General features: G+C 64.0%; 16 protein-coding genes and 1 pseudogene. 6 read left to right on the top strand and 11 right to left on the bottom strand.

Translation table 11 applies throughout. The features are described from left to right. Positions 1-140 precede the first annotated feature (140 nt). From C5F53_RS19795 to C5F53_RS19820, 6 genes are all read right to left on the bottom strand, one after another. On the bottom strand, positions 141-1,106 hold the full coding sequence (locus C5F53_RS19795) for a nitronate monooxygenase family protein (RefSeq protein WP_105263142.1): 966 nt from the start codon (positions 1,104-1,106) through the stop codon (positions 141-143). A gap of 99 nt (positions 1,107-1,205) precedes the next feature. After that, positions 1,206-2,996, bottom strand: coding sequence for an acyl-CoA dehydrogenase (locus tag C5F53_RS19800; protein WP_105263143.1), 1,791 nt, complete (start codon positions 2,994-2,996; stop codon positions 1,206-1,208). Positions 2,997-3,090: 94 nt separating this feature from the next. After that, on the bottom strand, positions 3,091-4,023 hold the full coding sequence (locus C5F53_RS19805; RefSeq protein WP_105263144.1) for an electron transfer flavoprotein subunit alpha/FixB family protein: 933 nt from the start codon (positions 4,021-4,023) through the stop codon (positions 3,091-3,093). Between the two features lie 2 nt (positions 4,024-4,025). Further along, positions 4,026-4,775, bottom strand: coding sequence for an electron transfer flavoprotein subunit beta/FixA family protein (locus C5F53_RS19810; RefSeq protein WP_105263145.1), 750 nt, complete (start codon positions 4,773-4,775; stop codon positions 4,026-4,028). A gap of 213 nt (positions 4,776-4,988) precedes the next feature. Continuing rightward, positions 4,989-6,278, bottom strand: a complete 1,290-nt coding sequence (locus C5F53_RS19815) for a mechanosensitive ion channel family protein (RefSeq protein WP_105263146.1) — start codon at positions 6,276-6,278, stop codon at positions 4,989-4,991. Next, complete coding sequence (locus C5F53_RS19820; protein WP_105263147.1) at positions 6,278-7,231, bottom strand: histone deacetylase family protein; 954 nt, start codon at positions 7,229-7,231, stop codon at positions 6,278-6,280. The genes C5F53_RS19815 and C5F53_RS19820 overlap by 1 nt, the downstream gene beginning before the upstream one ends. Before the next feature lie 41 nt (positions 7,232-7,272). Here C5F53_RS19820 and C5F53_RS19825 point away from each other — a divergent pair, with 41 nt between their 5' ends. The 5 genes from C5F53_RS19825 to C5F53_RS19845 are packed head-to-tail and all read left to right on the top strand — an operon-like array spanning position 7,273 to position 13,644. Further along, complete coding sequence (locus C5F53_RS19825) at positions 7,273-8,193, top strand: MoxR family ATPase (RefSeq protein WP_105263148.1); 921 nt, start codon at positions 7,273-7,275, stop codon at positions 8,191-8,193. Beyond that, positions 8,193-9,245, top strand: a complete 1,053-nt coding sequence (locus tag C5F53_RS19830) for a DUF58 domain-containing protein (protein ID WP_105263149.1) — start codon at positions 8,193-8,195, stop codon at positions 9,243-9,245. The genes C5F53_RS19825 and C5F53_RS19830 overlap by 1 nt, the downstream gene beginning before the upstream one ends. Before the next feature lie 20 nt (positions 9,246-9,265). Beyond that, positions 9,266-11,275 (top strand): DUF3488 and transglutaminase-like domain-containing protein, encoded by a 2,010-nt coding sequence (locus C5F53_RS19835; protein WP_105263150.1) that lies wholly within the window; start codon positions 9,266-9,268, stop codon positions 11,273-11,275. Further along, the gene (gene mltB, locus C5F53_RS19840; protein ID WP_105263151.1) at positions 11,239-12,390 is read left to right on the top strand and encodes a lytic murein transglycosylase B; all 1,152 of its coding nucleotides are present in this window, start codon (positions 11,239-11,241) and stop codon (positions 12,388-12,390) included. The genes C5F53_RS19835 and mltB overlap by 37 nt, the downstream gene beginning before the upstream one ends. Before the next feature lie 3 nt (positions 12,391-12,393). Next, the gene (locus tag C5F53_RS19845) at positions 12,394-13,644 is read left to right on the top strand and encodes an SPOR domain-containing protein (protein ID WP_105263152.1); all 1,251 of its coding nucleotides are present in this window, start codon (positions 12,394-12,396) and stop codon (positions 13,642-13,644) included. Between the two features lie 14 nt (positions 13,645-13,658). Here the strand turns inward: C5F53_RS19845 and C5F53_RS19850 are convergent, their stop codons facing one another. From C5F53_RS19850 to C5F53_RS19865, 4 genes are all read right to left on the bottom strand, one after another. After that, positions 13,659-14,528, bottom strand: coding sequence for an HDOD domain-containing protein (locus C5F53_RS19850; protein ID WP_105263153.1), 870 nt, complete (start codon positions 14,526-14,528; stop codon positions 13,659-13,661). A 95-nt stretch (positions 14,529-14,623) separates the two neighbouring features. Further along, entirely contained in the window at positions 14,624-15,580 is a 957-nt protein-coding gene (locus tag C5F53_RS19855) for an alpha-E domain-containing protein (RefSeq protein ID WP_105263154.1), read from the bottom strand. A 21-nt stretch (positions 15,581-15,601) separates the two neighbouring features. Next, positions 15,602-17,107: a circularly permuted type 2 ATP-grasp protein gene (locus C5F53_RS19860; RefSeq protein ID WP_105263155.1), complete on the bottom strand. Its 1,506-nt coding sequence runs from the start codon at positions 17,105-17,107 to the stop codon at positions 15,602-15,604. A gap of 68 nt (positions 17,108-17,175) precedes the next feature. After that, complete coding sequence (locus C5F53_RS19865; protein WP_105263156.1) at positions 17,176-19,638, bottom strand: DNA internalization-related competence protein ComEC/Rec2; 2,463 nt, start codon at positions 19,636-19,638, stop codon at positions 17,176-17,178. Positions 19,639-19,785: 147 nt separating this feature from the next. Here C5F53_RS19865 and C5F53_RS19870 point away from each other — a divergent pair, with 147 nt between their 5' ends. Continuing rightward, positions 19,786-23,325 carry a DUF2126 domain-containing protein gene (locus tag C5F53_RS19870; protein ID WP_105263157.1) on the top strand — a complete coding sequence of 1,180 codons (3,540 nt, stop codon included), beginning with the start codon at positions 19,786-19,788 and terminating at the stop codon, positions 23,323-23,325. Positions 23,326-23,566: 241 nt separating this feature from the next. Here the strand turns inward: C5F53_RS19870 and C5F53_RS19875 are convergent. Next, positions 23,567-23,686: pseudogene (locus tag C5F53_RS19875) on the bottom strand (IS30 family transposase); the annotation flags it as partial.

Below are 23,686 nucleotides of genomic sequence, written 5' to 3' on the forward strand. Positions count from 1 at the left end.
GGCTGAGGTGGTTGTGGGTCATTGGCAAACCTGTCGGTGTAGGAACCAAAAGGCTAACCAATTCACTCCATCCTCAGCCCTTCGTCATGCGCTCATGAGGTGTCGCAATTCGATTTGGAAATCAAGAAAAGGCTTCTAAATCAGGCGTATTCGCGGGCTAGCAACTGGGCCTTGGCCGCAGCGTACTCGCGCTTGAGCTGGGCCACGTACTCGCCCGCAGGCTGCACCTTGGTCACCGCACCAATGCCCTGGCCGCAGCCCCAGATGTCTTTCCAGGCCTTGGCGGAGGCACCGCCAAAGTTCATCTTGCTCGGGTCGCTCTCGGGCAGGTTGGCCGGGTCCAGGCCCGCCGCGCGGATGCTGGGTGCCAGGTAGTTGCCGTGCACACCGGTGAACAGGTTGCTGTAGATGATCTCGTCGGAGTCGTGGGCCACGATGGCGTCCTTGTACTCTTGCGTGGCGCGCGCCTCTTCGGTGGCGATGAAGGCAGAGCCAATGTAGGCAAAGTCAGCGCCCATGGCCTGGGCCGACAACACGGCAGCCCCAGTGGAGATAGCGCCGCTCAAGGCGATGGGGCCGTCAAACCACTGGCGGATTTCCTGGATCAGCGCAAACGGGCTCTTCACGCCCGCGTGGCCACCGGCACCCGCAGCCACAGCGATCAGGCCGTCGGCGCCCTTCTCGATCGCTTTGTGGGCGTGTTTGTTGTTGATGATGTCGTGCAGCACCACACCACCGTAGCTGTGGGCTGCGGCATTGATTTCCTCACGTGCGCCCAGGCTGGTGATGATGATGGGCACCTTGTACTTCACACACAGGGCCATGTCGTGCTCCAGCCGGTCATTGCTCTTGTGCACGATCTGGTTGATGGCAAACGGCGCCGCCGGCTTGTCGGGGTGGGCTGCGTTGTAGGCCGCCAGGGTTTCGGTGATTTCCTTCAACCACTCTTCCAGCAGCTCAGCCGGGCGCGCGTTCAGCGCGGGCATGGAACCCACCACACCGGCAATGCACTGGGCAATGACCAACTTGGGGTTGCTGATGATGAACAGCGGCGAGCCGATGACGGGGAAGGGCAAGCGGTCTAGGGGTGCGGGCAGCTTGGACATGGGGTCTCCTGGGGTCACTGGAATTTATAAGAAATCAGGTGCTAGCGCCCGCGAATATTGCGCGAACAGCTAGCAAATCCATAGCAATGCAGGGCTGGCTTAGAACGCGTCCAGCGCCAGCGCCGTCACGCTGTCGGCACCTTCCACAATGCTGTCGCGCAGGCCACCGGCCTTGCTCAGCAGGTGGTCGGCGTAGAAACGTGCGGTGGTGATCTTGGCCTGCATGAAAGGCACATCGGTACCTGCAGCCATTTGTTTTTCGGCCACCAGCAAGGCGCGCGCCAACTGCCAACCCGCCATCAGGTTGCCGGCCAGCATCAGGTAGGGCACGCTGCCTGCAAACACCGCGTTCGGGCTGGCTTTGGTGTTACCCGCGACAAACTCCACCACATCGATGAACGCCAGGCGTGCGGCCTTCAGGCGCTTGGCCACGGCCAGTGCATGGGCCGAGCCGCTGGCGGCCAGTTCGGCTTCCGTCGTCTCGATTTGCCCTGCAATCCCCTTGGCGGTCTGGCCGCCATCGCGCGAGGTCTTGCGGCCCACCAGGTCATTGGCCTGGATAGCGGTCGTGCCTTCGTAGATGGTCAGGATCTTGGCGTCGCGGTAGTACTGGGCCGCGCCGGTTTCTTCGATGAAGCCCATGCCGCCGTGCACCTGCACGCCCAGGCTGGTAACTTCCAGACTCATCTCGGTGCTGTAGCCCTTAATCAGCGGCACCATGTATTCGTAGAAGGCCTGGTTCTGCTTACGGGTGTCCGCATCGGGGTGGTGGTGCGCTGCGTCATAGGCGCTAGCGCCCACGCTGGCCAGCGCGCGGCAGCCTTCGGTGTAGGCGCGCATGGTCATCAGCATGCGCTTCACATCGGGATGGTGGATGATGGGCGCAGCGGCAGGCATGGAGCCATCCACCGGACGGCTTTGCACGCGGTCCTTGGAGAACTGCACGGCCTTTTGGTAAGCACGCTCGGCAATCGCAATGCCCTGCACGCCCACGCCGTAGCGCGCGGCGTTCATCATGATGAACATGTACTCCAGGCCGCGGTTTTCCTGGCCCACCAAGTAACCAATGGCGCCACCGTGGTCGCCGTACTGCAGCACGGCGGTGGGGCTGGCCTTGATGCCCATTTTGTGTTCGATGGAGACGCAGTGCACATCGTTGCGTGCGCCCAGACTGCCATCCTTGTTGACCATGAACTTGGGTACGACAAACAGGCTGATGCCTTTGACGCCTTCGGGCGCGCCGGTCACGCGGGCCAGCACCAGATGGACGATGTTCTCGGCCATATCGTGCTCACCCCAGGTGATGAAAATCTTGGTGCCAAACACCTTGTAGCTGCCATCGGCCTGCGGCTCGGCGCGGCTGCGCACAGCAGCCAGGTCGCTACCTGCTTGTGGCTCGGTCAGGTTCATGGTGCCTGTCCATTTGCCGCTGACCAGGTTCTCCAGGTACGTGGCCTTGAGTTCGTCCGAGCCAGCGGTCAGCAGCGCTTCAATCGCGCCATCGCTCAGCAGCGGGCACAGCGCAAAGCTCATGTTGGCGCTGTTGACCATCTCGCCGCAGGCGGCGCCAATGGTCTTGGGCAGGCCCTGGCCGCCAAAGTCGGTGGGGTGCTGCAGGCCTTGCCAGCCGCCGTCGGTGAATTGCTTGAAGGCTTCCTTGAAGCCCGGAGTGGCGGTGACCACGCCGTCTTTCCAGCTCGACGGATTTTTGTCGCCCTCCCAGTTCAGCGGAGCGAGCACGCCTTCGGTGAACTTGGCAGACTCTTCCAACACAGCCTGCGCCGTATCCAGGCCGGCGTCTTCAAAGCCGGGCAGTTGGGCGATCTGTTCGATGTTGGCCAGGTGTTCGATGTTGAACAGCATGTCCTTGACGGGGGCGACGTAGCTCATGGGAGTCTCCAAAAATTCTTGTTACAGGCAGGGTACGCAGGCCTTCAGGCCAAAAAAAAGGGCACCGCAAGCGATGCCCTTTTTCACACTGGCATCAGAGCGCCGCAATCAGTTCGGGCACGGCCACAAACAGATCGGCTTCCAGCCCAAAGTCAGCCACGCTGAAGATCGGTGCTTCGGGGTCCTTGTTGATCGCCACGATGACCTTGCTGTCCTTCATGCCGGCCAAGTGCTGGATAGCACCACTGATACCGCAGGCCACATACAACTGGGGCGCCACGATCTTGCCGGTCTGGCCCACTTGCCAGTCGTTGGGCGCGTAGCCCGCATCCACCGCAGCGCGGCTGGCACCCAGTGCCGCACCCAGCTTGTCGGCCAGGGGGGTCATCACTTCCATGAACTTTTCGCTGGAGCCCAAGGCGCGGCCACCGGACACGATGATCTTGGCAGCGGTCAGCTCGGGACGGTCGTTCTTGGCGATTTCGGAGCCCACAAAGGCCACACCTGCGTTGGCAGCGGCAGCGGCCACGGCTTCCACCGCGGCGGAGCCACCAGTGGCAGCTGCGGGGTCAAAGCCGGTGGTGCGCACGGTCAGCACCTTCACAGCATCCGTGGCTTGCACGGTGGCGATGGCGTTGCCGGCGTAGATGGGGCGCTCGAACGTGTCGGCGCTGATGACCTTGGTGATGTCGGACACCTGGCCCACATCCAGCTTGGCCGCCACGCGGGGGGCGATGTTTTTGCCCGAAGCAGTAGCGGGGAAAACGATGTGGCTGTAGGCAGCGGCGATGGCCAACACCTGGGCGGTCACGTTTTCGGCCAAGCCGTGTGCCAGGTCGGCGCTGTCAGCATGGATGACCTTGGACACACCAGCGATTTGCGCGGCAGCGGCAGCGGCGGCACCGGCATTGTGGCCAGCCACCAGCACATGCACATCACCACCGGCTTGCGCCGCAGCGGTCACGGTGTTCAGGGTCGCGCCCTTGATGGAGGCGTTGTCGTGTTCAGCGATTACGAGTGCGGTCATGGTCAGATTACCTTTGCAACGTTTTTCAGTTTGTCCACCAGCGTGGCGACATCGGGCACCTTGATACCGGCGCTGCGCTTGGCCGGCTCGGCCACCGACAGGGTCTTGATGCGGGGGGCCACATCCACGCCCAGGTCTTCAGGCTTGAAGATGTCGAGCTGCTTTTTCTTGGCCTTCATGATGTTGGGCAAGGTGACGTAGCGGGGCTCGTTCAGGCGCAGGTCGGTGGTGATGATGGCAGGCAGGGTCACGGCCAGGGTTTCCAGGCCGCCGTCCACTTCACGCGTCACGTTGGCCTTGCCGTCGGCCACTTCCACTTTGGAGGCGAAGGTGGCCTGGGGCAGGTCGGCCAGGGCCGCCAGCATCTGGCCGGTCTGGTTGCAATCGTCGTCAATGGCTTGTTTGCCCAGGATCACCAGGCCGGGTTGCTCTTTGTCGATCAGGGCCTTGAGCAGCTTGGCCACGGCCAGGGGCTGCAGCTCTTCCGTGGTTTCCACCAGAATGCCGCGGTCGGCGCCGATGGCCATGGCGGTGCGCAGGGTTTCCTGGCACTGGGCCACGCCGCAGGACACAGCGATCACCTCGGTGACCACGCCCTTTTCCTTCAAACGCACGGCTTCTTCCACCGCAATTTCGTCAAAGGGGTTCATGCTCATCTTGACGTTGGCGATGTCTACACCCGTGCCGTCCGACTTCACTCGAACTTTCACGTTGTAGTCCACCACACGTTTGACGGGTACCAGGACTTTCATTGCTGCCACTCCAGAGGTTAAAAATGGGTCTGTTTAGTTGACGTGCACGTCAATCAGTCGATTCTATGCGGGACGGCCTTGTGGCCCCGACTATCGTCTGCGCCCCGCCATCATAAACACAAAATAGAACGATCGTGCTTTTTTAAGATTATAGCGGGGCACGGTGCACCTTCTGGCGCTATGGCGACTTAACTTAGAGACAGCTCTTCAAAATCACGATGCTGTGCGTGTGTGCACCACGCGCTGCGGGTAGGGAATGTCAATGCCATGCATGCGCAAGGCGCGCAGGATGGCCAGATTGATATCCGAGCGCAGATTGCCCTGGCCGTTCTCCAGGTCATTGATCCAGTAACCCACGGTGAACTCCAGTCCGTCGGCGCCAAAGTTGGCCAGGCTGATGGCGGGCCCGGGCTCACGCAGCACACGCGGCTGGCTCAGCGTGGCTTCCAACAGCAAGGCCATGACCTGCTCCACGTCGCTTTCGTAGCCCACGGAAATAGTGATGCTCTGGTTGACCCGGCTATCGGCGAGCGACATGTTTTCCACACGCTGGGTGATCAGCATTTCGTTGGGCACGATGGACTCACGCCCGGTCTGCGAACGCACCACGGTGTAGCGCGCGTTGATTTCGGTGATGGTGCCCTCGAAGTTGTCGACCTTGACCACATCACCAATCCGCATCGCGCGTTCGGCCAGGATCACAAAACCGCTCACATAGTTGGCGGCCAGCTTTTGCAGGCCCAGGCCAATTCCCACCCCGACCGCCCCGCCCAACACCGACAGCGCGGTAAGGTCGATGCCCACCGCCGACAAGGCCAGGATCAGGCCCACAAACATCAGCAAGGCACGTGTGGCATTGCTCACGGCCTTGCGCAATGACAGCTCCCCCCCCGTGGCCGACCGCAGCAGGCGCGATTCGATGCCCGCCGAAATCCACAGCGTGATGATCAGCACCGCCCCCGCCGTCACCAACCCTTCAATGATGTTGCGCACCGACAGCGTGGTGCCGCCCACCTTCCAGGTGATCAGATCCAGCTCATTGAGGATGACGGGCAGCAAACCACTGACCCACAACACCATGGCCAGCCAGGCAACCCAGGAAATGGTCTGCTCCAGCGGCTTGACCCAGCGCGACTCGGCAAACGTGGCCTGCAACACCTTGACCCCGACGCGGATCACCACCAGCGACATCAGCACCGGAATGGTGATGCGCAGAACCGCCACCGGCACAAAGTTGCTCAGCAGCTCCAGCGACAGGTAGCCCAGGCACAACAACGCCAACGGAAACAACACGCCGTCAATCACCCGTTTGCCAAACCAAATCGAACGCTCCTCGTGCATGCCCAAGGTACGGCGCAGCGCCGCCACCAGCCCCCAGGCCAGCGCCACGCTAAGCGCCAGCACCAACAACTCCACTAGCACCGTGGGTTGGGTGAACATGGCCAGCCAGGCCTCAAAGTCGTCGATAGGTTTGGGAGCGGGGAGGTTTTTCAGGGAATTCATCACAAATCTGCCAATACGCGCACATGCGCTTCTACGCTGCGGGCCAGTGCATCCAGGTGGTAACCGCCTTCCAGGCAGGAGACGATACGCCCCTGCGCATGGCGATCGGCCACGGCCTTGATCTGCGCGGTGATCCACGCGTAATCACTTTCCACCAGGCCCATCTGGGCCATGTCGTCTTCGCGGTGGGCATCAAAGCCCGCGCTGATAAACACCATCTCGGGCTTGTACGCCTCCAGCCGCGGCAGCCAGTGCTGGACAATCAACTCCCGCACCTCAGCCCCCTTGGTATAGGCCGGCACCGGCACGTTCACCAGGTTACTGGCATGGGAGCGCGAGCCACCCTCCGGGTAAAACGGGTGTTGGAAAAAACTCACCATCAGGATGCGCTGGTCACCGGCCACGATGTTCTCGGTGCCATTGCCGTGGTGCACATCAAAGTCCACAATCGCCACGCGTTTGAGGCCATGGCGCTCCAGCGCATGGCGCGCGGCCACCACCACGTTGTTGACAAAACAAAAGCCCATGGCCTTGTCTTTGCAGGCATGGTGGCCCGGTGGCCGCGTGGCACAAAAGGCATTAACCAGCTCGCCGGCCATTACCGCATCGGTGGCTGCCACGGCAGCCCCGGCTGCGCGCAAGGTGGCATCCCAGGTGTACACATTGAGGCTGGTGTCAGGGTCTATCTGCGCATGGGTGGGACCACCAGCAGCCATCTCGTCGCGAAGGCCATCCGTCAGCCCGCGCAGCGAGGCTACATACATGCGGCCATGGGCCAGTTCAAGGTCGGTGATGGAGGCCTGGGGTGCTTCGCGCTGGTCCAGTGCATCGGCCACACCGGTAAGCAGCAAACGGTCGTCAATGGCATCCAGTCTTTGGGGGCATTCGGGGTGGCCCTCGCCCATCTCATGCTTGCGGCAATCGCGGTGCGAAAAGTATCCGGTCTTGTTCACCAGTGCGCTCGTTGTTCAGGATTTTCGGGTAACGTCGTGCCATGGATGCACAACACAAGCTTAAATCATTGCTCGCCCAGCTTAACACGGTGATTGTGGGCAAACCCACGCAAATCCAGGACTGCGTGGCCTGCCTTTTGGCCGGTGGCCACCTGCTGATTGACGACGTGCCGGGCGTGGGAAAAACCACCCTGGCGCATGCGCTGGCGCGCAGTTTTGGCCTGCAGTTTTCACGCGTGCAATTCACCTCGGACCTGATGCCCAGCGACCTGTCAGGGGTGTCGATTTACGAGCGTGGCAAAGAGGCCTTTGTGTTCCACCCCGGCCCCATCTTTGCGCAGGTGTTGCTGGCCGATGAAATCAACCGCGCCAGCCCCAAAACACAAAGTGCGCTGCTTGAAGCCATGGAGGAAAAGCAGGTCACTGTGGAAGGTGAAACCCGCGCCCTGCCCCAGCCCTTCTTTGTGATCGCCACCCAGAACCCGCTGGACCAACTCGGCACCTATGCGCTGCCCGAGTCGCAGCTGGACCGTTTCCTCATGCGCATCTCGCTGGGCTACCCAGACCGGGCGTCAGAACGCGCGCTGCTGGCCGGTGCCGACCGGCGCGCCATGGTGGACGAGCTGCCCAGCCTGCTGGCCGATGGCGAGCTGGCCCAGTTGCAAGCCACCGTGCTGGCCGTGCACGCCGCCGGCCCTTTGTTGGACTATGTGCAGGACCTGATTGCCGCCACACGCTCGGGCCAGTGGTTTTTGCAAGGCCTGTCGCCACGCGCCGGCATTGCCGTGGTGCGCGCGGCCAAGGCGCAGGCCCTGCTCAGCGGGCGCGACTATGTGGCCCCCGACGACGTGCAGGCGGTGCTGCCACAAACCATTGCCCACCGGCTGATCCCCGTGGGGGACTCGGGCCGTGGCGCGGTGGAGCAAGTTCAAGCCATGCTGCAAGCCGTGCCGCTGCCGTAATGACGCCCCCCCGAAGCGCCTCCGGCGCCTTCCCCCCAGGGGGGCGCACCCAGTGGCCCGGCGAAGCCGGTTCCACGGGTGCCCTGGTGTGGAACCCCCTCACCGTGTTGCGACGTCGGTTCCGCGCCTGGTTCGAGTCGCGCCTGCCGCTCAAAGACAGCACCACACTCACCCAGCGCAACGTCTACATCCTGCCCACACGCCCCGGCCTGATGCTGGGTCTCACGCTCTTGGTGCTGCTGGTGGCCAGCATCAACTACCAGCTCAACCTGGGTTATGTGCTGACCTTTTTGCTGACCGGTAGCGCCGTCATTGGCATGCATGTATGCCATGGCACGCTGCGCGGAATCACTATGCATTTGATAGCACCTGACGCACAATTTGCGGGGGCTAGTGTGCCGATTGGCATACAACTGCAAAGCGACAGCCGGCGCGTGCGGTATGGCATTGGCCTGGCCGTGCTGGGGACAGACCACTGGAGCTGGACCGACGTACCCGCCCAGGGCAGTGCCAAGGTGCAGGTCGCCTTTACCCCCACCCGGCGTGGCTTGCACCACCTGCCGGCACTGACAGCCGAAACCCGCTTCCCGCTGGGCACCTTTCGTGTGTGGACCGTATGGCGCCCGGCCGCCCAGGTGCTGGTCTACCCCCCCCCTGAGGCGCACCCACCTCCCCTGCCCCCTGGCGAACCACGGGCTGGCGGCGCGGCCAACAGCCACAAACAAAACACCGGCGAATTCGACGGCGTGCGCGCCTACCGGCGTGGCGACCCCCTCAAGCTGGTGGTCTGGAAAAAAGTGGCCAAGGCCGACGAACTGGTGAGCCGCGACGCCCAGCAGTCCCAGCGTTTTGAGCTCTGGCTGGACCTGGCCCATACCGGCCATGGCGCCAGTGCCTCGCGCGAGCACGCGCTCTCGCGCCTGTGCGCCTGGGTGCTGCTGGCCGAAAAACAAGGCATGCGTTACGGCCTGCGCCTGGGCAGCCAGGAGCTTGCGCCGGACAGCGGCCCAGCCCACCAGAAAAACTGCCTGCAAGCCTTGGCCCTGGCCTGAGTGGCACAACGTGTGAACCCATGCTGCAACGCCTGACCCATTTGCCCCGCGAAGCGCGCGACACCCTGTTTCTGCTGGCCGTGATTGCCTGGGTGATCCTGCCGCAGGTAGAGCGCCTGCCACTGTGGTGCAGTGCCATGGCGGCCGTGGTGCTGCTGTGGCGCAGCCAGATGGCGGTGCAGGGCCAACCCCTGCCATCGCGCTGGTGGCTGCTGGGCCTGCTAGCGCTGGCCAGCGCCGCGACCTGGTGGAGCTACCGCACGCTGCTGGGCCGTGACGCCGGCGTCACGCTCATCGTGGTGCTGCTGACCCTAAAGACGCTGGAGATGCGCGCACGGCGCGACGCCTTTGTGATCTTCTTCCTGGGCTTTTTCACCATGCTCAGCAACTTCTTCTTCTCGCAAAGCCTGCTCACCGCCGCGGCCATGCTGGTGGCGCTGCTGGGCCTGCTCACCGCGCTGGTCAACAGCCACATGCCGGTGGGCCGCCCGCCCTTGCTGCAGGCGGCCAAAACCGCGGGCTGGATGGCGCTGCTGGGCGCCCCCATCATGGCCGTGCTGTTCATGTTGTTCCCGCGCATAGCGCCGCTATGGGGCCTGCCGGGCGACGCCATGAGCGGGCGCAGCGGGCTCTCGGGCCAGATGCAGGTGGGCAGCATTGCCAGCCTGGCACTGGACGACAGCATTGCCATGCGCATCCGTTTTGACGGCCCGCCGCCAGCGCAGAGTGACCTTTATTTCCGCGGCCCGGTGTTCTCCAGCTTTGATGGCAAAGAGTGGCGGGCCCTGCGTTCAGCCTTCCCCACCCGCTACCAACTGGCGGCCGATGTCACGGTGCAGGGCCCGCCGGTCAACTACCAGGTCACCCTGGCCGCCAACAACCGGCCCTGGCTGATCGTGCTGGACGCCACGCCCACCAAACCCGAGATCGTGGGTTACACCCCCAGCATGGCGCCGGACCTGCAGTGGCTCACCGACCAACCCATGGCCGACCTGGTGCGTTACCGCGCCACCAGCTACCCGCAGTTCCGCCATGGGCCCACACGGCTGGCCGTGGGGCTGCAAGACTATGTGGACCTGCCCAGCGGCTTTAACCCGCGCACCCTGCAGCTGGCCGCCGAGATGCGCCGCAGCCCCGAATTGGCACGCGCCGGCACGCCCCAACTAATAGAGTCCGTGATGCAGCGCCTGCGCACCGGCGGCTACGAGTACACCCTGGAGCCCGGTGTCTACGGCACCCACACGGCCGACGAATTCTGGTTTGACCGCAAGGCCGGGTTTTGCGAACACATTGCCTCCAGCTTTGTGCTGCTGATGCGCGCGCTGGATGTGCCGGCCCGCGTGGTCACCGGTTACCAGGGTGGGCAGGTCAACAACGTGGATGGGCTGTGGACCGTGCGCCAGAGTGACGCCCATGCCTGGGCCGAGGTTTGGGTGGCGGGACAAGGCTGGGTGCGGGTGGATCCGACCTCGGCGGTGTCTCCCGGGCGCACCGGTTCGTTTGCGCGCCTGCAGCCCCCGCAAAACGTGTTCACCCAGGCCCTCAACACCGTGAGCCCGGGCTTTGCCATCAACCTGCGGGCGATGTGGGAAGCGGCCAACAACCGCTGGAACCAGTGGGTGCTGAACTACAGCCAGTCCCGGCAAATGGACCTGCTGCGCAAACTCGGCTTCGACGCGCCGAGTTGGGAAGATCTGAGCTACGTGTTGATCGCCTTGATCGTGCTAGCCAGTAGCGCCGGCGCGGTGTGGACGCTGTGGGAGCGTTACCACCAAGATCCGTGGCTGCGGCTGCTGCACCGCGCGCAGGCCCGGCTGCGCAAGGCCGGTTGGACCGTGGACGCGCAAGACACACCGCGCCAGCTGGCCACGCGGCTGCAGGCCCTGGGGACCCACAGCACCGACACTGCAGCCCTTGCCGCCTGGCTGCTGCGGCTGGAGGCCTGGCGCTACGCCCCCCAGGCACCGGCCACGCTGGCCACATTGCGGCGAGAATGCAGGCAACTACCCTGGCCCCTCCGCTTACCGTGAACACCTGCTCCTTTGTGACTTCATCGCTCCGTACCATCACTCTCTTTTTGATAGCTGCTTGCGCAATATCCACGGGCTTTGCAGCCCAAAAGTCTTCTAAATCCAAAACCCGCCCCCATGCGGCAGTGCCCACCCCGGGACCGCTCTACAGCACCCGCCCCGAGGTCATGCAACTGGCCGACGACCTGGCCCAGCGCCGCAACCTGGACCCGGCCTGGGTGCGCAGCGCCATCGGCCAGGCCCGGCTGGTGCCCGCCATTCAGCGCGCCAGCACGCCCCCCGCCGTCGGCACGCCCAAGAACTGGGCGGTGTACCGCAGCCGTTTTATCGACCCCATCCGTATCAAGGCCGGTGTGCAGTTTTGGCAAAACAACCGCGAGACCCTGGCCCGTGCCGAACGGGAAACCGGTGTACCCGCGCAAATCATTGTGGGCATCATTGGGGTGGAAACCATCTACGGGCAGCAGACCGGCAGCTACCGGGTCATCGATGCCCTGAGCACCCTGGCCTTTGACTTTCCCAACGCCCACCCGCGTGCGGCCGATCGTGCCAAATTTTTCCTCTCCGAGCTGGAGGCCTACTTAAGCCTCACCGCCCGCACTAGCACCGACCCGCTGGCCCTCAAAGGCAGCTACGCCGGTGCCATGGGCCTGCCCCAGTTCATGCCATCGAGCTGGGCCAAATACGCGGTGGACTTTGATGGTGACAGCCGGGTGGACCTGTTCCACAGCGCGGCTGACGTGATTGGTTCGGTGGCCAATTATTTTGTTGCCTTCAAGTGGCAACCCGGCCAGCCCACGCACTACCCGGTGCAGTTCGACCTGGCACGGCTGGACCGCGCCACCCTGCTGGCCCCTGACATCCTGCCCACCTTCAGCGCACAAACCATGCAGGACAAGGGCGTGCTGCTGGAGGCTGCTGCGGCTGCCCACCCCGGCAAGCTGGCGCTGGTGGAGTTGCAGAACGGTGCCGATGCGCCGCTCTACATCGCAGGCACCGACAACTTTTACGCCATCACCCGCTACAACTGGAGCAGCTACTACGCGCTGGCGGTGATTGAACTGGGGCAGGAAGTGGCAGCCGCTTTGCCCCCCATCCCCAGCATGCCAAAATAAACCATGCCCACACCCGCCGACACTGCTCTGGACAACACGGACGAACATTCGACAACCGCGCTGTACCGTGCGGCAGTGGGCGAGGTCAACAGTGCGTATTACCTGCCACTGTTTGCGCGCTTTGAAGCCGCCGACCGTGTCGGCCTGAGCTGGAACGGCTCGGCCGCGCTCTACACCTTCAACTGGCTGGCATTCCGCCAGCTCTGGCACGCCGCGCTGGTGTATGCCGGGGTTTGGGTGGCGCTGGCGCTGGGCATTTTCGGCATTGGGCGCCTGGTGTTCCAGTTTTCGGACACCACCCAGTGGGCCCTGGTGGGCGGCTTGGTGCTGCTGTCGGTGTTGCTGCCCGGCCTGGGCGCCAATGCACTGCTGCACGCGGCCACGCGCAAGCGTATGGAAACGGCGCTCAAAGCCACCCACACCGTGGCCGAAGCCTGCACCCTGCTAGGCCGCAAAGCGCCCACACGCAAAAGCCTGATCGCCCAGATGGTGGCCAACGCGCTAGTGCTGGTACTGCTGGCCTACGCCTGGCTGCAATTTGAGGGCTGGACACCGGCTCCCGTTCAGGCCGCAGCGCCAGCCGACGCGCGCAATGTGGCGGTAGGCCGCACGATTGATGTGTCCGTTCCGCCTGCGCCCACACCGGTGCTGGCGGCCTCAGGGCCAGTTGCGGCAACATCGTCACCCGCCGTAGCGGCTTCGGCACCGATGCTGCCCCTGCGCGCCGCGTCAGCCCCGGCACCAACACCAACACCTGCGGCATCATCCAGCGCGCCCGCCATGGCACGCACAGTCGTCGCATCAGCGCCCGTGGCCGCAGCGTCCACCGTTGCCAGGGCCCCGGCGCTCCCGGCGTCCGCAGCCAAAGCTGCTGCGCCTGCCCCAGCAGTCGCAGCGCCCCGCACCGGCAGCTCGGCTCCGGGCAAGATCATTATTCTTTCCAGACCGGTGGCTGCCGAATCCGCCGCGGCCAGAGCGGCCGGGGGAAGCAACGCGGCCGCGCCCGAGGCGTCAGCCGCCCCGGCGCAACGTTATGTGGTGAATGTGGGCCTGTTTGCCCAGGAGAACAACGCCCGCAACGCCCTCACCCAGCTCACCGATGCCGATCTGCCCGCCAGCACCCAAACCGTCAGGACCAGCCAAGGCACCCGCATCCGGGTGCGGGTAGGCCCTTTTGAGACAGAGGCGGAGGCCGAACGGGTGGCCGACAAGGTACGTGCCATGGGGCTGGACGCCCAGCTCGCACCGCAGTAGCGGACGGCCCGGACCTAGAAACCTGCAGGCCCTTCGAACTGGACGTGCAGCGCGTCCAGCCAGTGCTCAATTTCCGCTTCGCTCACGTGCAGGTGGGCCAGACAGGCCGCGCCATGCTGGTCCCACTCCACATGTTCGGTTTGGCCTTCGTGCAAGGCCACCAGGTGTTCTGCCAACAGCGACATGGCGACCAGCGTGCGCACCTCGGCCGGAATGTTGTCGTCCCGCAGCACGGTGAAGTCGTGGTGCAGCCGCACGGCAATGGCCACGATGGGGGGCAAGCGCCAAGTCTTGGCCACGATGGCACCCACCACGGCATGGTCGGTACGGTGGGCGTCGTTTTCCACCTCGGTAAAGGTGCGCCCGCTGGGCTGCAAAGCCTCGGCCAATGTGGCTTCATAGCCCAGCAAGCCCTGCAACATGATGGGCAGGCCCACATGGCAAAACAAGCCGCAGGTGTGGGCAATGTCAGCGTTGATGCCGTACATCTGGCGTGCGATGTAACCCATGGCGTAGGCTCGGCGGGTAGAAGTTTCCCAAAAATGCTCCAGCAAGGGCGACTGCACCGTGATGGTCTCGCGCAGCAGAAAGCCGGTGAGGATGGAGACGGTTTGCGCAATACCCAGCAGCGCCACCGCCTCGGCCACCGTGGAGGCGGTGCGAGAGCGGGCATAGATGGGGCTGTTGGCCACCCGGATCAGCGCGGCGGCCATGGCCACATCGCGCGAGGCGATTTTGGCAATGGTGGCGGGCTCCGGGTCTTCGCGGTTGAACTCGACGCGCAAGTCCGTCAGCAAGGCCGGACAGGGCTGGATCACGATGTCCCGCAGGGGGCCAGCCGCCTTGGCGGTTTCAATTTCCCGGTCGATGTCAGCTACGCGCATGCTGTCTCCTCGTTGAAGACATTATGCTGAAAACCAGCCCCTGCGAGGCGGAATCCAGGCCTATTGGGGGGCCGCGTTTACCCTGCTGCAACGCGTCAGGTCACCGGCACCAAATACTCGCGGCTGATGTGGGCGCCCAGGTCGTTCACACGGTCCAAAAACTGCGTGAGGTAGGCGTGCAGGCCGGTGGCCAAAATTTCGTCGATGCGGCCAAACTGCAGCTCGGCGCGCAACTTGCCAGCGCGGCGCAGGGTTTCGCTGCCGGGGTCGCTGGCCACCAGGCGCAGGTTGTTCACCACTTCGTTGAGGCTGGCGTGCAGCGAACGCGGCATGTCGGGCTTGAGGATGAGCAGCTCTGCCACACGCTCGGGTTTGATGACGTCGCGGTAGACCTTGCGGTAGACCTCGAAACCCGAGACGCTGCGCAAAATCGCGCTCCAGTGGTAGAAGTCGTACTCTTGGTCCTTCTCGCTGGCGGCGCCAAAAAAGTCGCTTTGTACCGCATGGAACTTCACATCCACCAGGCGCGCCGTGTTGTCGGCCCGCTCCAGGAAGGTGCCCATGCGCATAAAAAACAAGGCCTCGTCCATCAGCATGGTGCCCACGGTCACGCCGCGTGACAGGTGCGAGCGGAACTTCACCCACTCAAAAAACTGGGCCGGGTCTTTTTCAAACTCGCCCGTTTTGATCATGCGTTTGACTTCGAGCCAGGTGGTGTTTTGCGTTTCCCACACCTCGGTGGTGAGTGCGCCGCGCACCGCACGGGCGTTTTCACGCGCCGCGCTCAGGCAGGACATGATGGAAGACGGGTTGTCCTCGTCCTTCACCATGAAGTCCATCACCTCGCGCGCCTGGATCTCACCATGGCGCTCTTTGTACGAATACAGCAGCTCGCTGATGGACAACAAACCCTGCCAGCCGAGCTGGGCCACTGCTTCGGATTGCGGCAGCAGCGAGGTCTGGTAGTTCACGTCCAGCATGCGCGCAGTGTTCTCAGCCCGCTCGGTGTAGCGGGACATCCAGAACAGGTGGTCGGCGGTTCTTGACAGCATAAAAAATCCTCCGCAGTTCGCTTATTGTTTTTGGGTTTGGGTCTGGGTTGCGGTGGCCACAGACGGCGCATCGTCTTCCAGAATCCAGGTGTCCTTGGTGCCGCCGCCCTGGCTGCTGTTGACCACCAGCGAGCCGTCTTTCAGCGCCACACGCGTCAGGCCACCGGGCACCATCTGCACCGTCTTGCCCGACAACACATAGGGGCGCAGGTCGATGTGGCGCGGCGCAATGCCACTCTCCACAAACGTGGGGCAGCTGGACAAACTGAGTGTGGGCTGGGCGATGTAACCACTGGGGTTGGCCTCCACCGCTTTGCGGAAGTCTTCAATCTCGGCCTTGGTGGCCGCGGGGCCCACCAACATGCCGTAACCACCGGCGCCGTGCACCTCTTTCACCACCAGGTCTTTCAGGTTGGCCAGCGTGTAAGCCAGGTCGTCCTTGTTGCGGCACATGTAGGTGGGCACGTTGTTCAGGATGGGTTTTTCGCCCAAATAGAACTCGATCATCTTGGGCACATAGGGGTAGATGGACTTGTCGTCCGCAATGCCGGTACCCACCGCGTTGCAGATGGTCACGTTGCCCGCCTTGTAGGCACCCAACAGCCCCGCACAGCCCAGCGTGGACGTGGGGCGGAACACCGTGGGGTCCAAAAAGTCATCGTCCACGCGGCGGTAGATCACGTCCACCCGGCGCGGGCCGCGCGTGGTGCGCATGTACACAAAGTTGTCTTTGACAAACAGGTCTTGTCCCTCGACTAGCTCCACACCCATCTGCTGCGCCAGGAAGGCGTGTTCGAAGTAGGCGCTGTTGTACATGCCGGGCGTGAGCACCACCACCGTAGGTTCGGCCGTGGTGGCCGGGCTGCTGGCGCGCAGGGTTTCCAGCAACAGGTCGGGGTAGTGGGCGATAGGGGCCACGCGGTGCGCGCTGAACAGGTCGGGGAACAGCCGCATCATCATCTTGCGGTCTTCCAGCATGTAACTCACGCCGCTGGGCACGCGCAGGTTGTCTTCCAGCACGTAGTACTCGCCATTGCCCTTGGCATCTGGCGCTCGCACGATGTCGATGCCGCTGATTTGTGAATAAATGCCATTGGGCACGTCCACACCCACCATCTCGGGCCGGTACTGGGCGTTGCCTTCAATCTGTTCGCGCGGCACGATGCCGGCTTTCAGAATCTCTTGGTCGTGGTAAATGTCGTGGATGAAGCGGTTCAGCGCAGTAACACGCTGCGTCAGGCCCTTTTCCATGCTGGACCATTCGTGCGCCGGGATGATGCGGGGAATCAGGTCAAACGGGATGAGACGCTCGGTGCCGGCGCCGTCTTCGTCCTTCTCGCCGTAGACGGCAAAGGTGATGCCCACGCGGCGGAAGATCATCTCCGCTTCTTCACGGCGTTTGGCCATCATGTCGCCGGGTTGGCGGGCCAGCCATTCGTCGTAAATTTTGTAGTGGTCTCGTATCTGCTCACCATGAGTGAAAAACTCGTAGGGAAGCTGGGTGTACATCTCGTCGAATTTCCGCATAAAAGACCTCTCTGATCACACCGTATGCAAGCTTAGTGCCACAGCCCCCATCGCTCGCGCATGCACCACTATGGCACAAGATGGTGCCAGTACCGGCGCTCATCCTCTCGTGTGCACGCCACATTTTGGGGCTGCGCTGAGCGCCAGCGCATAGCACCACATCGGGGCGATGACACCAAATGGGTGCGCGCCTCGGCGTAACGCGCCAGCACGGGTGGCGCCGGGTGGCCAAAGCGGTTGCGGTAACCCGCCTGCACCAGCGCCCACTGCGGCTGCACGGCCTGCAGAAATTCGGGCGTGCTCGATGTTTTGCTGCCGTGGTGCGGCACCAGCAACACGGCTGCGCGCAGGTGGTCCGTGCCCTGCCAGGCTTGTACCAAGCGTGCCTCTTGTGCAGCCTCAATGTCCCCCACCAGCAGCGCGCTGTGGGCGCCCGTGCCAATACGCAGCACACACGACAGGGCATTCGGTTTAGCGGGCTGCGCGTAGTCCGCCACTTGCGGGTGCAACACCTCAAATGGCACCCCATCCCACACCCAGCGCTGGCCCGCCTCGCAGCGTTGCGCTGGGCGCAGCTGCTGCAGCGGGTGGCCGGGTTCGATAGAACTCAGCAAGGCGGCCTGTGGCTGCATGGCCAGCACGGCGGCCGCGCCACCCACGTGGTCAGTGTCACGGTGGCTCAGCACCACGGTGTCCAGCGTCACGTCCAGCGCTTTCAACAGCGGCACCAACACGCGGTGGCCCGCATCACTCTCCAGGCTGTAGCGTGGGCCGGCGTCAAACAACAGCGCATGCCGGGCCGTGCGCACCAGCACTGCATTGCCCTGCCCCACATCGGCCGCCAGCAGCTCAAATGCACCGGGCGCTGGCAGCGCAGGGCGCCACAGCAACAAGGGCAACAGCAGCGGCAGGCCCAGGGCGCGCAAATGCCAGGGCACGGGCAGCACACACAACAGCCCGCCACCCACCGCCAACAGCCCCCAACCCAACGGGGGCAAGGGCCAGGTAAGCGTGGCGCCGGGCCAGGTGGCCAACGCGCTCAGCCACCACCACAGCAGATCGGTAGCCTGCGCAGCCAGCCCCCAAACCACTGGCACCACCACGCCCAGTAGCGCCAGCGGCGTGAGCAGCAAGGTGACCCAGGGAATAGCCAGCAGATTGGCCACCAAGCCCACGATCGACAGCTGGCCGAACAACAAAAGACTCAAAGGCGCCAGCGCCAACGTGATCACCCACTGCTCCCGCAGCAAATGCCAGAGTTTTAAGCCAAATCGACCCCTAACCCCCGTGGAATATGCGCGAGCAGCTCCTGAATCTGTAGCAAACAACACCCCCACCGCCACAAAACTGAGCCAGAACCCCGGCTGCAGCAGCGCCCAAGGGTCCAGCGCCACCACGGCGGCGCAAGCCAACATCCACACCAGCGGCCAGGGCCAGCGGGCTCCTGCCAGGCGCAGCACGGTGATAGTGGCCAGCATCAGGCAGGTGCGCTGCGCAGGCACACCCCAGCCGGCCAGCACCGCGTAGCCACAGGCCAGCAGCAGCCCGCCCAGCAATGCGGCCGACGGTGCGGGCAAGGCCAGGCACAGGCGGCGCGAGCGCCGCCACACGGCACCGGTCAGCAAGGCCGCGCCCCAGGCAAACATGGTGATGTGCAGGCCAGAAATGCTGATGAGGTGGGCCACACCGGTGGCGCGGAACACATCCCAGTCACTGCGCTCCACCGCGGCCTGGTCACCCACCACCAGCGCGGCCAACAGGCCAGCGGCACGCCGGTCTTGCACCGACGCCAGCATGCGGTCACGCAGCGCCTGGCGGGCCAGCGCCACCGGGGCCTGCCAGGTCTGGCCCAGACGCTGGGGTTCGGGGTCTTTGGGGCCGGCGCGCACATAGGCGCTGGCCTGCAGGCCTTGTTCCCACAGCCACAGCTCGTAGTCAAACCCGTGTGGATTCATGCTGCCATGCGGCGCCCGGGCCCGCAGGGTCAGTTGCCAGCGCTCGCCCGCCTGCAGCGGGGCCGGCACACGTTGCAGGCCGGTTTGTTCGCCCAGCAGCGCGTAACCACTGGCATACCAGGCCACCGCCATGCGCGTGGGCACGGCCACCGCCTGCCCGTCCAGCAGCGCCTGCTCCACCCGCAGCGTGAAGCGCAGTCCGGCCTCCGTGCTCTGCGGCAGGCCCTCCACCACGCCGGTCACGCGCAGGTCGCGCCCCTCCAGGGCCGGGGCCAGCGCCGTGCTGGCAAACAGCACCGCCCGCACCCCGGTGCTGCCCCAGCCCAGCGCCATGCCAGCCAGCAGCACCAGCACCGCCGCCACACCGGCAGATGCCGAGTGGCGCACCATTTTTGCTATATTTTCAGGAGCTGCTTGCGCATACACCACGGTGGCTAGCAGCACAAAAAGCATATAAATCCAGAGCGGCCACAATGCCGCCTGCTGCAGCTGCCACGCCGCCCCCAACACCCAGCCCAGCAGCACCGCAAACACCGTGCGGGGCCACGCGCTGGTGCGGTGGGCGGCAGAGAACATGGCGCCATGCTAACCCGCCCTCCGTGGGCTCCAGCGCATGGCGCGGGACTTGCTTGAAGCCCTGCGTCAAACCCGATTGTTAGTATGGAGCCAGTGTGGCAACCGCTGCACCGGCATCCCAGTGTGAGATTACCGAGAGAACGGCCCATGTCCATTCACGCAGCGCTGAACCACGTCACCCACTACACCTACGACCGCCTGGTCAATCTCGGCCCCCAAGTCATCCGGCTGCGTCCCGCCCCCCACTGCCGCAGCAAGGTGGTGTCCTACTCCCTCAAGGTCGAGCCCAGCACCCACTTCATCAACTGGCAGCAAGACCCGTTTGCCAACTACCAGGGCCGCCTGGTGTTCCCCGACAAAACCACCCAGTTCAAGGTCACCGTAGACCTGGTGGTGGAGATGGCGGTCTACAACCCGTTTGACTTCTTTCTGGAGCCCGAGGCCGAGGAGTTTCCTTTCACCTACGCGCCCGAGCTGAAGCAGGAGCTGCTGCCCTACCTGGCCGCCGACCCGGTCACCCCGCTGGTGCAGGCCTACCTGGACAAGATCGACCGCACCAAGCGCCGCAGCGTAATTTTCCTGGTGGACCTCAACACCATGGTGCACAAGTCGGTGGACTACACCATCCGCATGGAACCCGGTGTGCAAACGCCGGAAGAAACACTAGAGCTGGGTTCCGGCTCCTGCCGCGACTCGGCCTGGCTGCTGGTGCAATTGCTGCGCAACTGCGGGCTGGCCGCACGGTTTGTGTCGGGCTACCTAATCCAACTCGCCCCCGATGTGAAGTCACTCGACGGCCCCAGCGGCACCGAGGTCGACTTCACCGACCTGCACGCCTGGTGCGAGGTATATTTGCCCGGCGCCGGCTGGATTGGCCTGGACGCGACCAGCGGCCTGCTGGCTGGCGAAGGCCATATTCCCCTGGCCTGCACGCCGCAGCCCAGCGGTGCCGCGCCCATCGAAGGTGGTGTGGACGAATGTGAGGTGGAGTTCAGCCACCACATGCAGGTCACCCGCATTTACGAATCGCCCCGGGTCACCAAACCCTACGCGCCTGAGCAGTGGGCTTCGGTGATGAAACTGGGTGACCAGGTGGACGCCGACCTGCTAGCCGGCGATGTGCGCCTGACCATGGGTGGCGAGCCCACCTTTGTGGCGGTGAACGACCGCGATGCGCCCGAGTGGAACACCGACGCCCTGGGCCCCACCAAACGCGGCTTTGCCACCGAGCTGGTGCACAAGCTGCGCAACGAATACGGCCAGGGCGGCTTTCTGCACTTTGGCCAGGGCAAGTGGTACCCCGGCGAACAACTGCCGCGCTGGGCGCTCAACATCTACTGGCGCGCCGACAAACAAAAAGTCTGGAACAACCCGGCCCTGTTCACCGACGAACGTACCCCCACCCACTACTCGGCCGAAGACGCGGGTTACTTCATCCGCACGCTGGCCGGCAAGCTGGGTCTGACCGACAAGTACGTGCAAGCTGGTTACGAGGACACCTGGTACTACCTGTGGCGCGAACGCCGCCTGCCAGTCAATGTGGACCCCTTCACCTCCAAACTCGACGACGAGATGGAGCGCGCCCGCCTGCGCCGCGTCTTCAGCCAGAAGCTGGACTCCGTGGTGGGCTACGTGCTGCCGCTCAAGGTGGGCACCAGCGGCAACCCCGGCCTCAGCGGCCCGGAGTGGACCACCGGCCCCTGGTTCTTCCGCGACGAACGCATGTACCTCATGCCCGGCGACTCGCCCATGGGCCTGCGCCTGCCGCTGGACTCGCTGCCCTGGGTCAGCGAGGGAGACTTTCCCTACCTGGTGGAGCGCGACCCAACGGTAGCGCGCGGCCAGTTGCCGCCCCACACCAGTTTTGCCGCGCGTTATGCACCCGGTGCAAGCGGTGCGCCAGGCAGGGCCACCACCCCCAGCGGCAGCGTGTCGCCCAGCGGCCTGCCCTACCTGGCGGGCAACCTGGCCACGGCCGAGGCCAGCCGCAAAATGCAAACCGCCAAGGGCCCGGCTGTCAGCGCCGTGGCCGCCAACGCGCAAAGCCCCCTGCAGCCCGAGCCCGCCCGCTACGCTGAAGCGCCCAGCCGCTTCGAGTCCGCCCACTGGATCACCCGCACCGCACTGTGTGTGGAAGTGCGCGACCCGCGCCGCGCCAGTGGCCCCAAGGCCGAAGCCGTGGGTGAAAAGTCCGGCGTGCTGTACATCTTCATGCCGCCGCTGGAGCGCCTGGAAGACTACCTGGACCTGCTGGCCGCCATCGAGGCCACCGCCACCGAGCTGAAGATGCAAATCGTGCTGGAGGGCTACCCGCCCCCACGCGACCCGCGCTTGAAGCTCTTGCAAGTCACGCCCGACCCCGGTGTGATCGAGGTGAACATTCACCCGGTCACCAACTGGAAAGAGCTGGTCTACAACACCGAGTTTTTGTACAACGCGGCGTTCGAGTCGCGCTTGTCGGCTGAGAAGTTCATGACCGATGGCCGCCACACCGGCACCGGTGGTGGCAACCACTTTGTGATGGGCGGCGCCACACCTGCCGACAGCCCGTTTTTGCGCAAGCCCGAGCTGCTGGCCAGCCTGCTGCTGTACTGGCACAACCACCCGTCGCTCAGCTATTTGTTCAGTGGCATGTTTGTCGGCCCCACCAGCCAGGCCCCGCGTGTGGACGAAGCGCGCAACGACCAGCTCTACGAGCTGGAAATCGCCATCGAGCAGATCTACAAAAACCGCGAGCTGTATGGCCAGACCATGCCCCCGTGGCTGGTGGACCGCACGCTGCGCAACATCCTGATCGACGTGACCGGCAACACCCACCGCAGCGAGTTTTCCATCGACAAGATGTACTCGCCTGACTCGGCCACGGGCCGCCTGGGCCTGCTGGAATTGCGCGCGTTTGAGATGCCGCCGCACCCGCATATGAGCAGCGTGCAGCAGCTGCTGCTGCGCGCCCTGGTGGCCCGTTTCTGGAAGACGCCGTACAAGGCGCCGGTGACCCGCTGGGGCACTGAGCTGCACGACCGCTACATGCTGCCCACGTTTATCAAGATGGACTTTGACGATGTGATTGCCGACATGAACATGGCGGGTTACGCGTTTGACACCAGCTGGTTTGCGCCGCACTACGAGTTCCGCTTCCCGCTGATCGGCGCAGTCAAGGCCGCGGGTGTGGAGCTGACGCTGCGCAACGCACTGGAGCCCTGGCATGTGATGGGCGAGGAAAGCTCCGCCGGTGGCACCGCGCGTTATGTGGATTCGAGCCTGGAGCGCATCGAGGTGAGCGTGACGGGCCTGAACGAAAGCCGCTATGTGGTCACCTGCAACGGCCAGGCCCTGCCCATGCAGAGCACCGGCACCGTGGGTGAGTTTGTGGCCGCCGTGCGCTACAAGGCTTGGAACCCACCCAGCAGCCTGCACCCCACCATTGGCATGCACGCCCCGCTGACGTTTGACATCGTGGACACCTGGATGAAGCGGTCCTTGGGCGGCTGCCAGTACTTTGTCACCCACCCCGGCGGGCTCAACTACGAGACCTTCCCGGTCAACGGCTACGAAGCCGAAAGCCGCCGCCTCTCCCGCTTCGCCGCCATGGGGCACACGCCGGGCAAGCTGGTGGTGCCACCGGCCACCATCAACGTGGCGGGCAGCAAAGAGTTTCCGTTTACGCGGGATTTGCGTAGAGGCTAAGCGTTTTTATGCCAAATCGGGCTGTAGCCCTTTTGGCGTATGCGCTAGCAGCTATTTAATTGATAGCGTCCGTGCTGTGGTGTGAGGTGTGGGCGCAGAGCTGGGGGAATGGCCCCCCGCCTCATACTGTCAAACGCCCAGAAATCGGCGGGGGGCCATTCCCCCAGCTCTGTGGGTGAGGTATTTGGTACTCTGACAAAAGACGGACTACTGTGCGTCACGGCCGCTTTGCGGCTTGGATTCAACCGGTCAACGCAACAAGTTGGCTGAATCTTTCAGCAGGCGTTTCGTAGTTTAGAGTTTTCCTTGGGCGTTCATTTAGTTTTCTCGCAATTGCATTCAACTGTGCCTGTGAATAATT

Source organism: Rhodoferax sp. TS-BS-61-7, assembly GCF_002943465.1.
Taxonomy (GTDB): Bacteria; Pseudomonadota; Gammaproteobacteria; order Burkholderiales; family Burkholderiaceae_C; genus Allorhodoferax.

Coding starts and splice junctions, on each gene's coding strand:
- C5F53_RS19795 (WP_105263142.1), bottom strand. CDS start 1,106: ATGTCCAAGCTGCCCGCACCCCTAGACCGCTTGCCCTTCCCCGTCATC.
- C5F53_RS19800 (WP_105263143.1), bottom strand. CDS start 2,996: ATGAGCTACGTCGCCCCCGTCAAGGACATGCTGTTCAACATCGAACAC.
- C5F53_RS19805 (WP_105263144.1), bottom strand. CDS start 4,023: ATGACCGCACTCGTAATCGCTGAACACGACAACGCCTCCATCAAGGGC.
- C5F53_RS19810 (WP_105263145.1), bottom strand. CDS start 4,775: ATGAAAGTCCTGGTACCCGTCAAACGTGTGGTGGACTACAACGTGAAA.
- C5F53_RS19815 (WP_105263146.1), bottom strand. CDS start 6,278: ATGAATTCCCTGAAAAACCTCCCCGCTCCCAAACCTATCGACGACTTT.
- C5F53_RS19825 (WP_105263148.1), top strand. CDS start 7,273: ATGGATGCACAACACAAGCTTAAATCATTGCTCGCCCAGCTTAACACG.
- C5F53_RS19830 (WP_105263149.1), top strand. CDS start 8,193: ATGACGCCCCCCCGAAGCGCCTCCGGCGCCTTCCCCCCAGGGGGGCGC.
- C5F53_RS19835 (WP_105263150.1), top strand. CDS start 9,266: ATGCTGCAACGCCTGACCCATTTGCCCCGCGAAGCGCGCGACACCCTG.
- mltB (WP_105263151.1), top strand. CDS start 11,239: ATGCAGGCAACTACCCTGGCCCCTCCGCTTACCGTGAACACCTGCTCC.
- C5F53_RS19845 (WP_105263152.1), top strand. CDS start 12,394: ATGCCCACACCCGCCGACACTGCTCTGGACAACACGGACGAACATTCG.
- C5F53_RS19850 (WP_105263153.1), bottom strand. CDS start 14,528: ATGCGCGTAGCTGACATCGACCGGGAAATTGAAACCGCCAAGGCGGCT.
- C5F53_RS19855 (WP_105263154.1), bottom strand. CDS start 15,580: ATGCTGTCAAGAACCGCCGACCACCTGTTCTGGATGTCCCGCTACACC.
- C5F53_RS19860 (WP_105263155.1), bottom strand. CDS start 17,107: ATGCGGAAATTCGACGAGATGTACACCCAGCTTCCCTACGAGTTTTTC.
- C5F53_RS19865 (WP_105263156.1), bottom strand. CDS start 19,638: ATGTTCTCTGCCGCCCACCGCACCAGCGCGTGGCCCCGCACGGTGTTT.
- C5F53_RS19870 (WP_105263157.1), top strand. CDS start 19,786: ATGTCCATTCACGCAGCGCTGAACCACGTCACCCACTACACCTACGAC.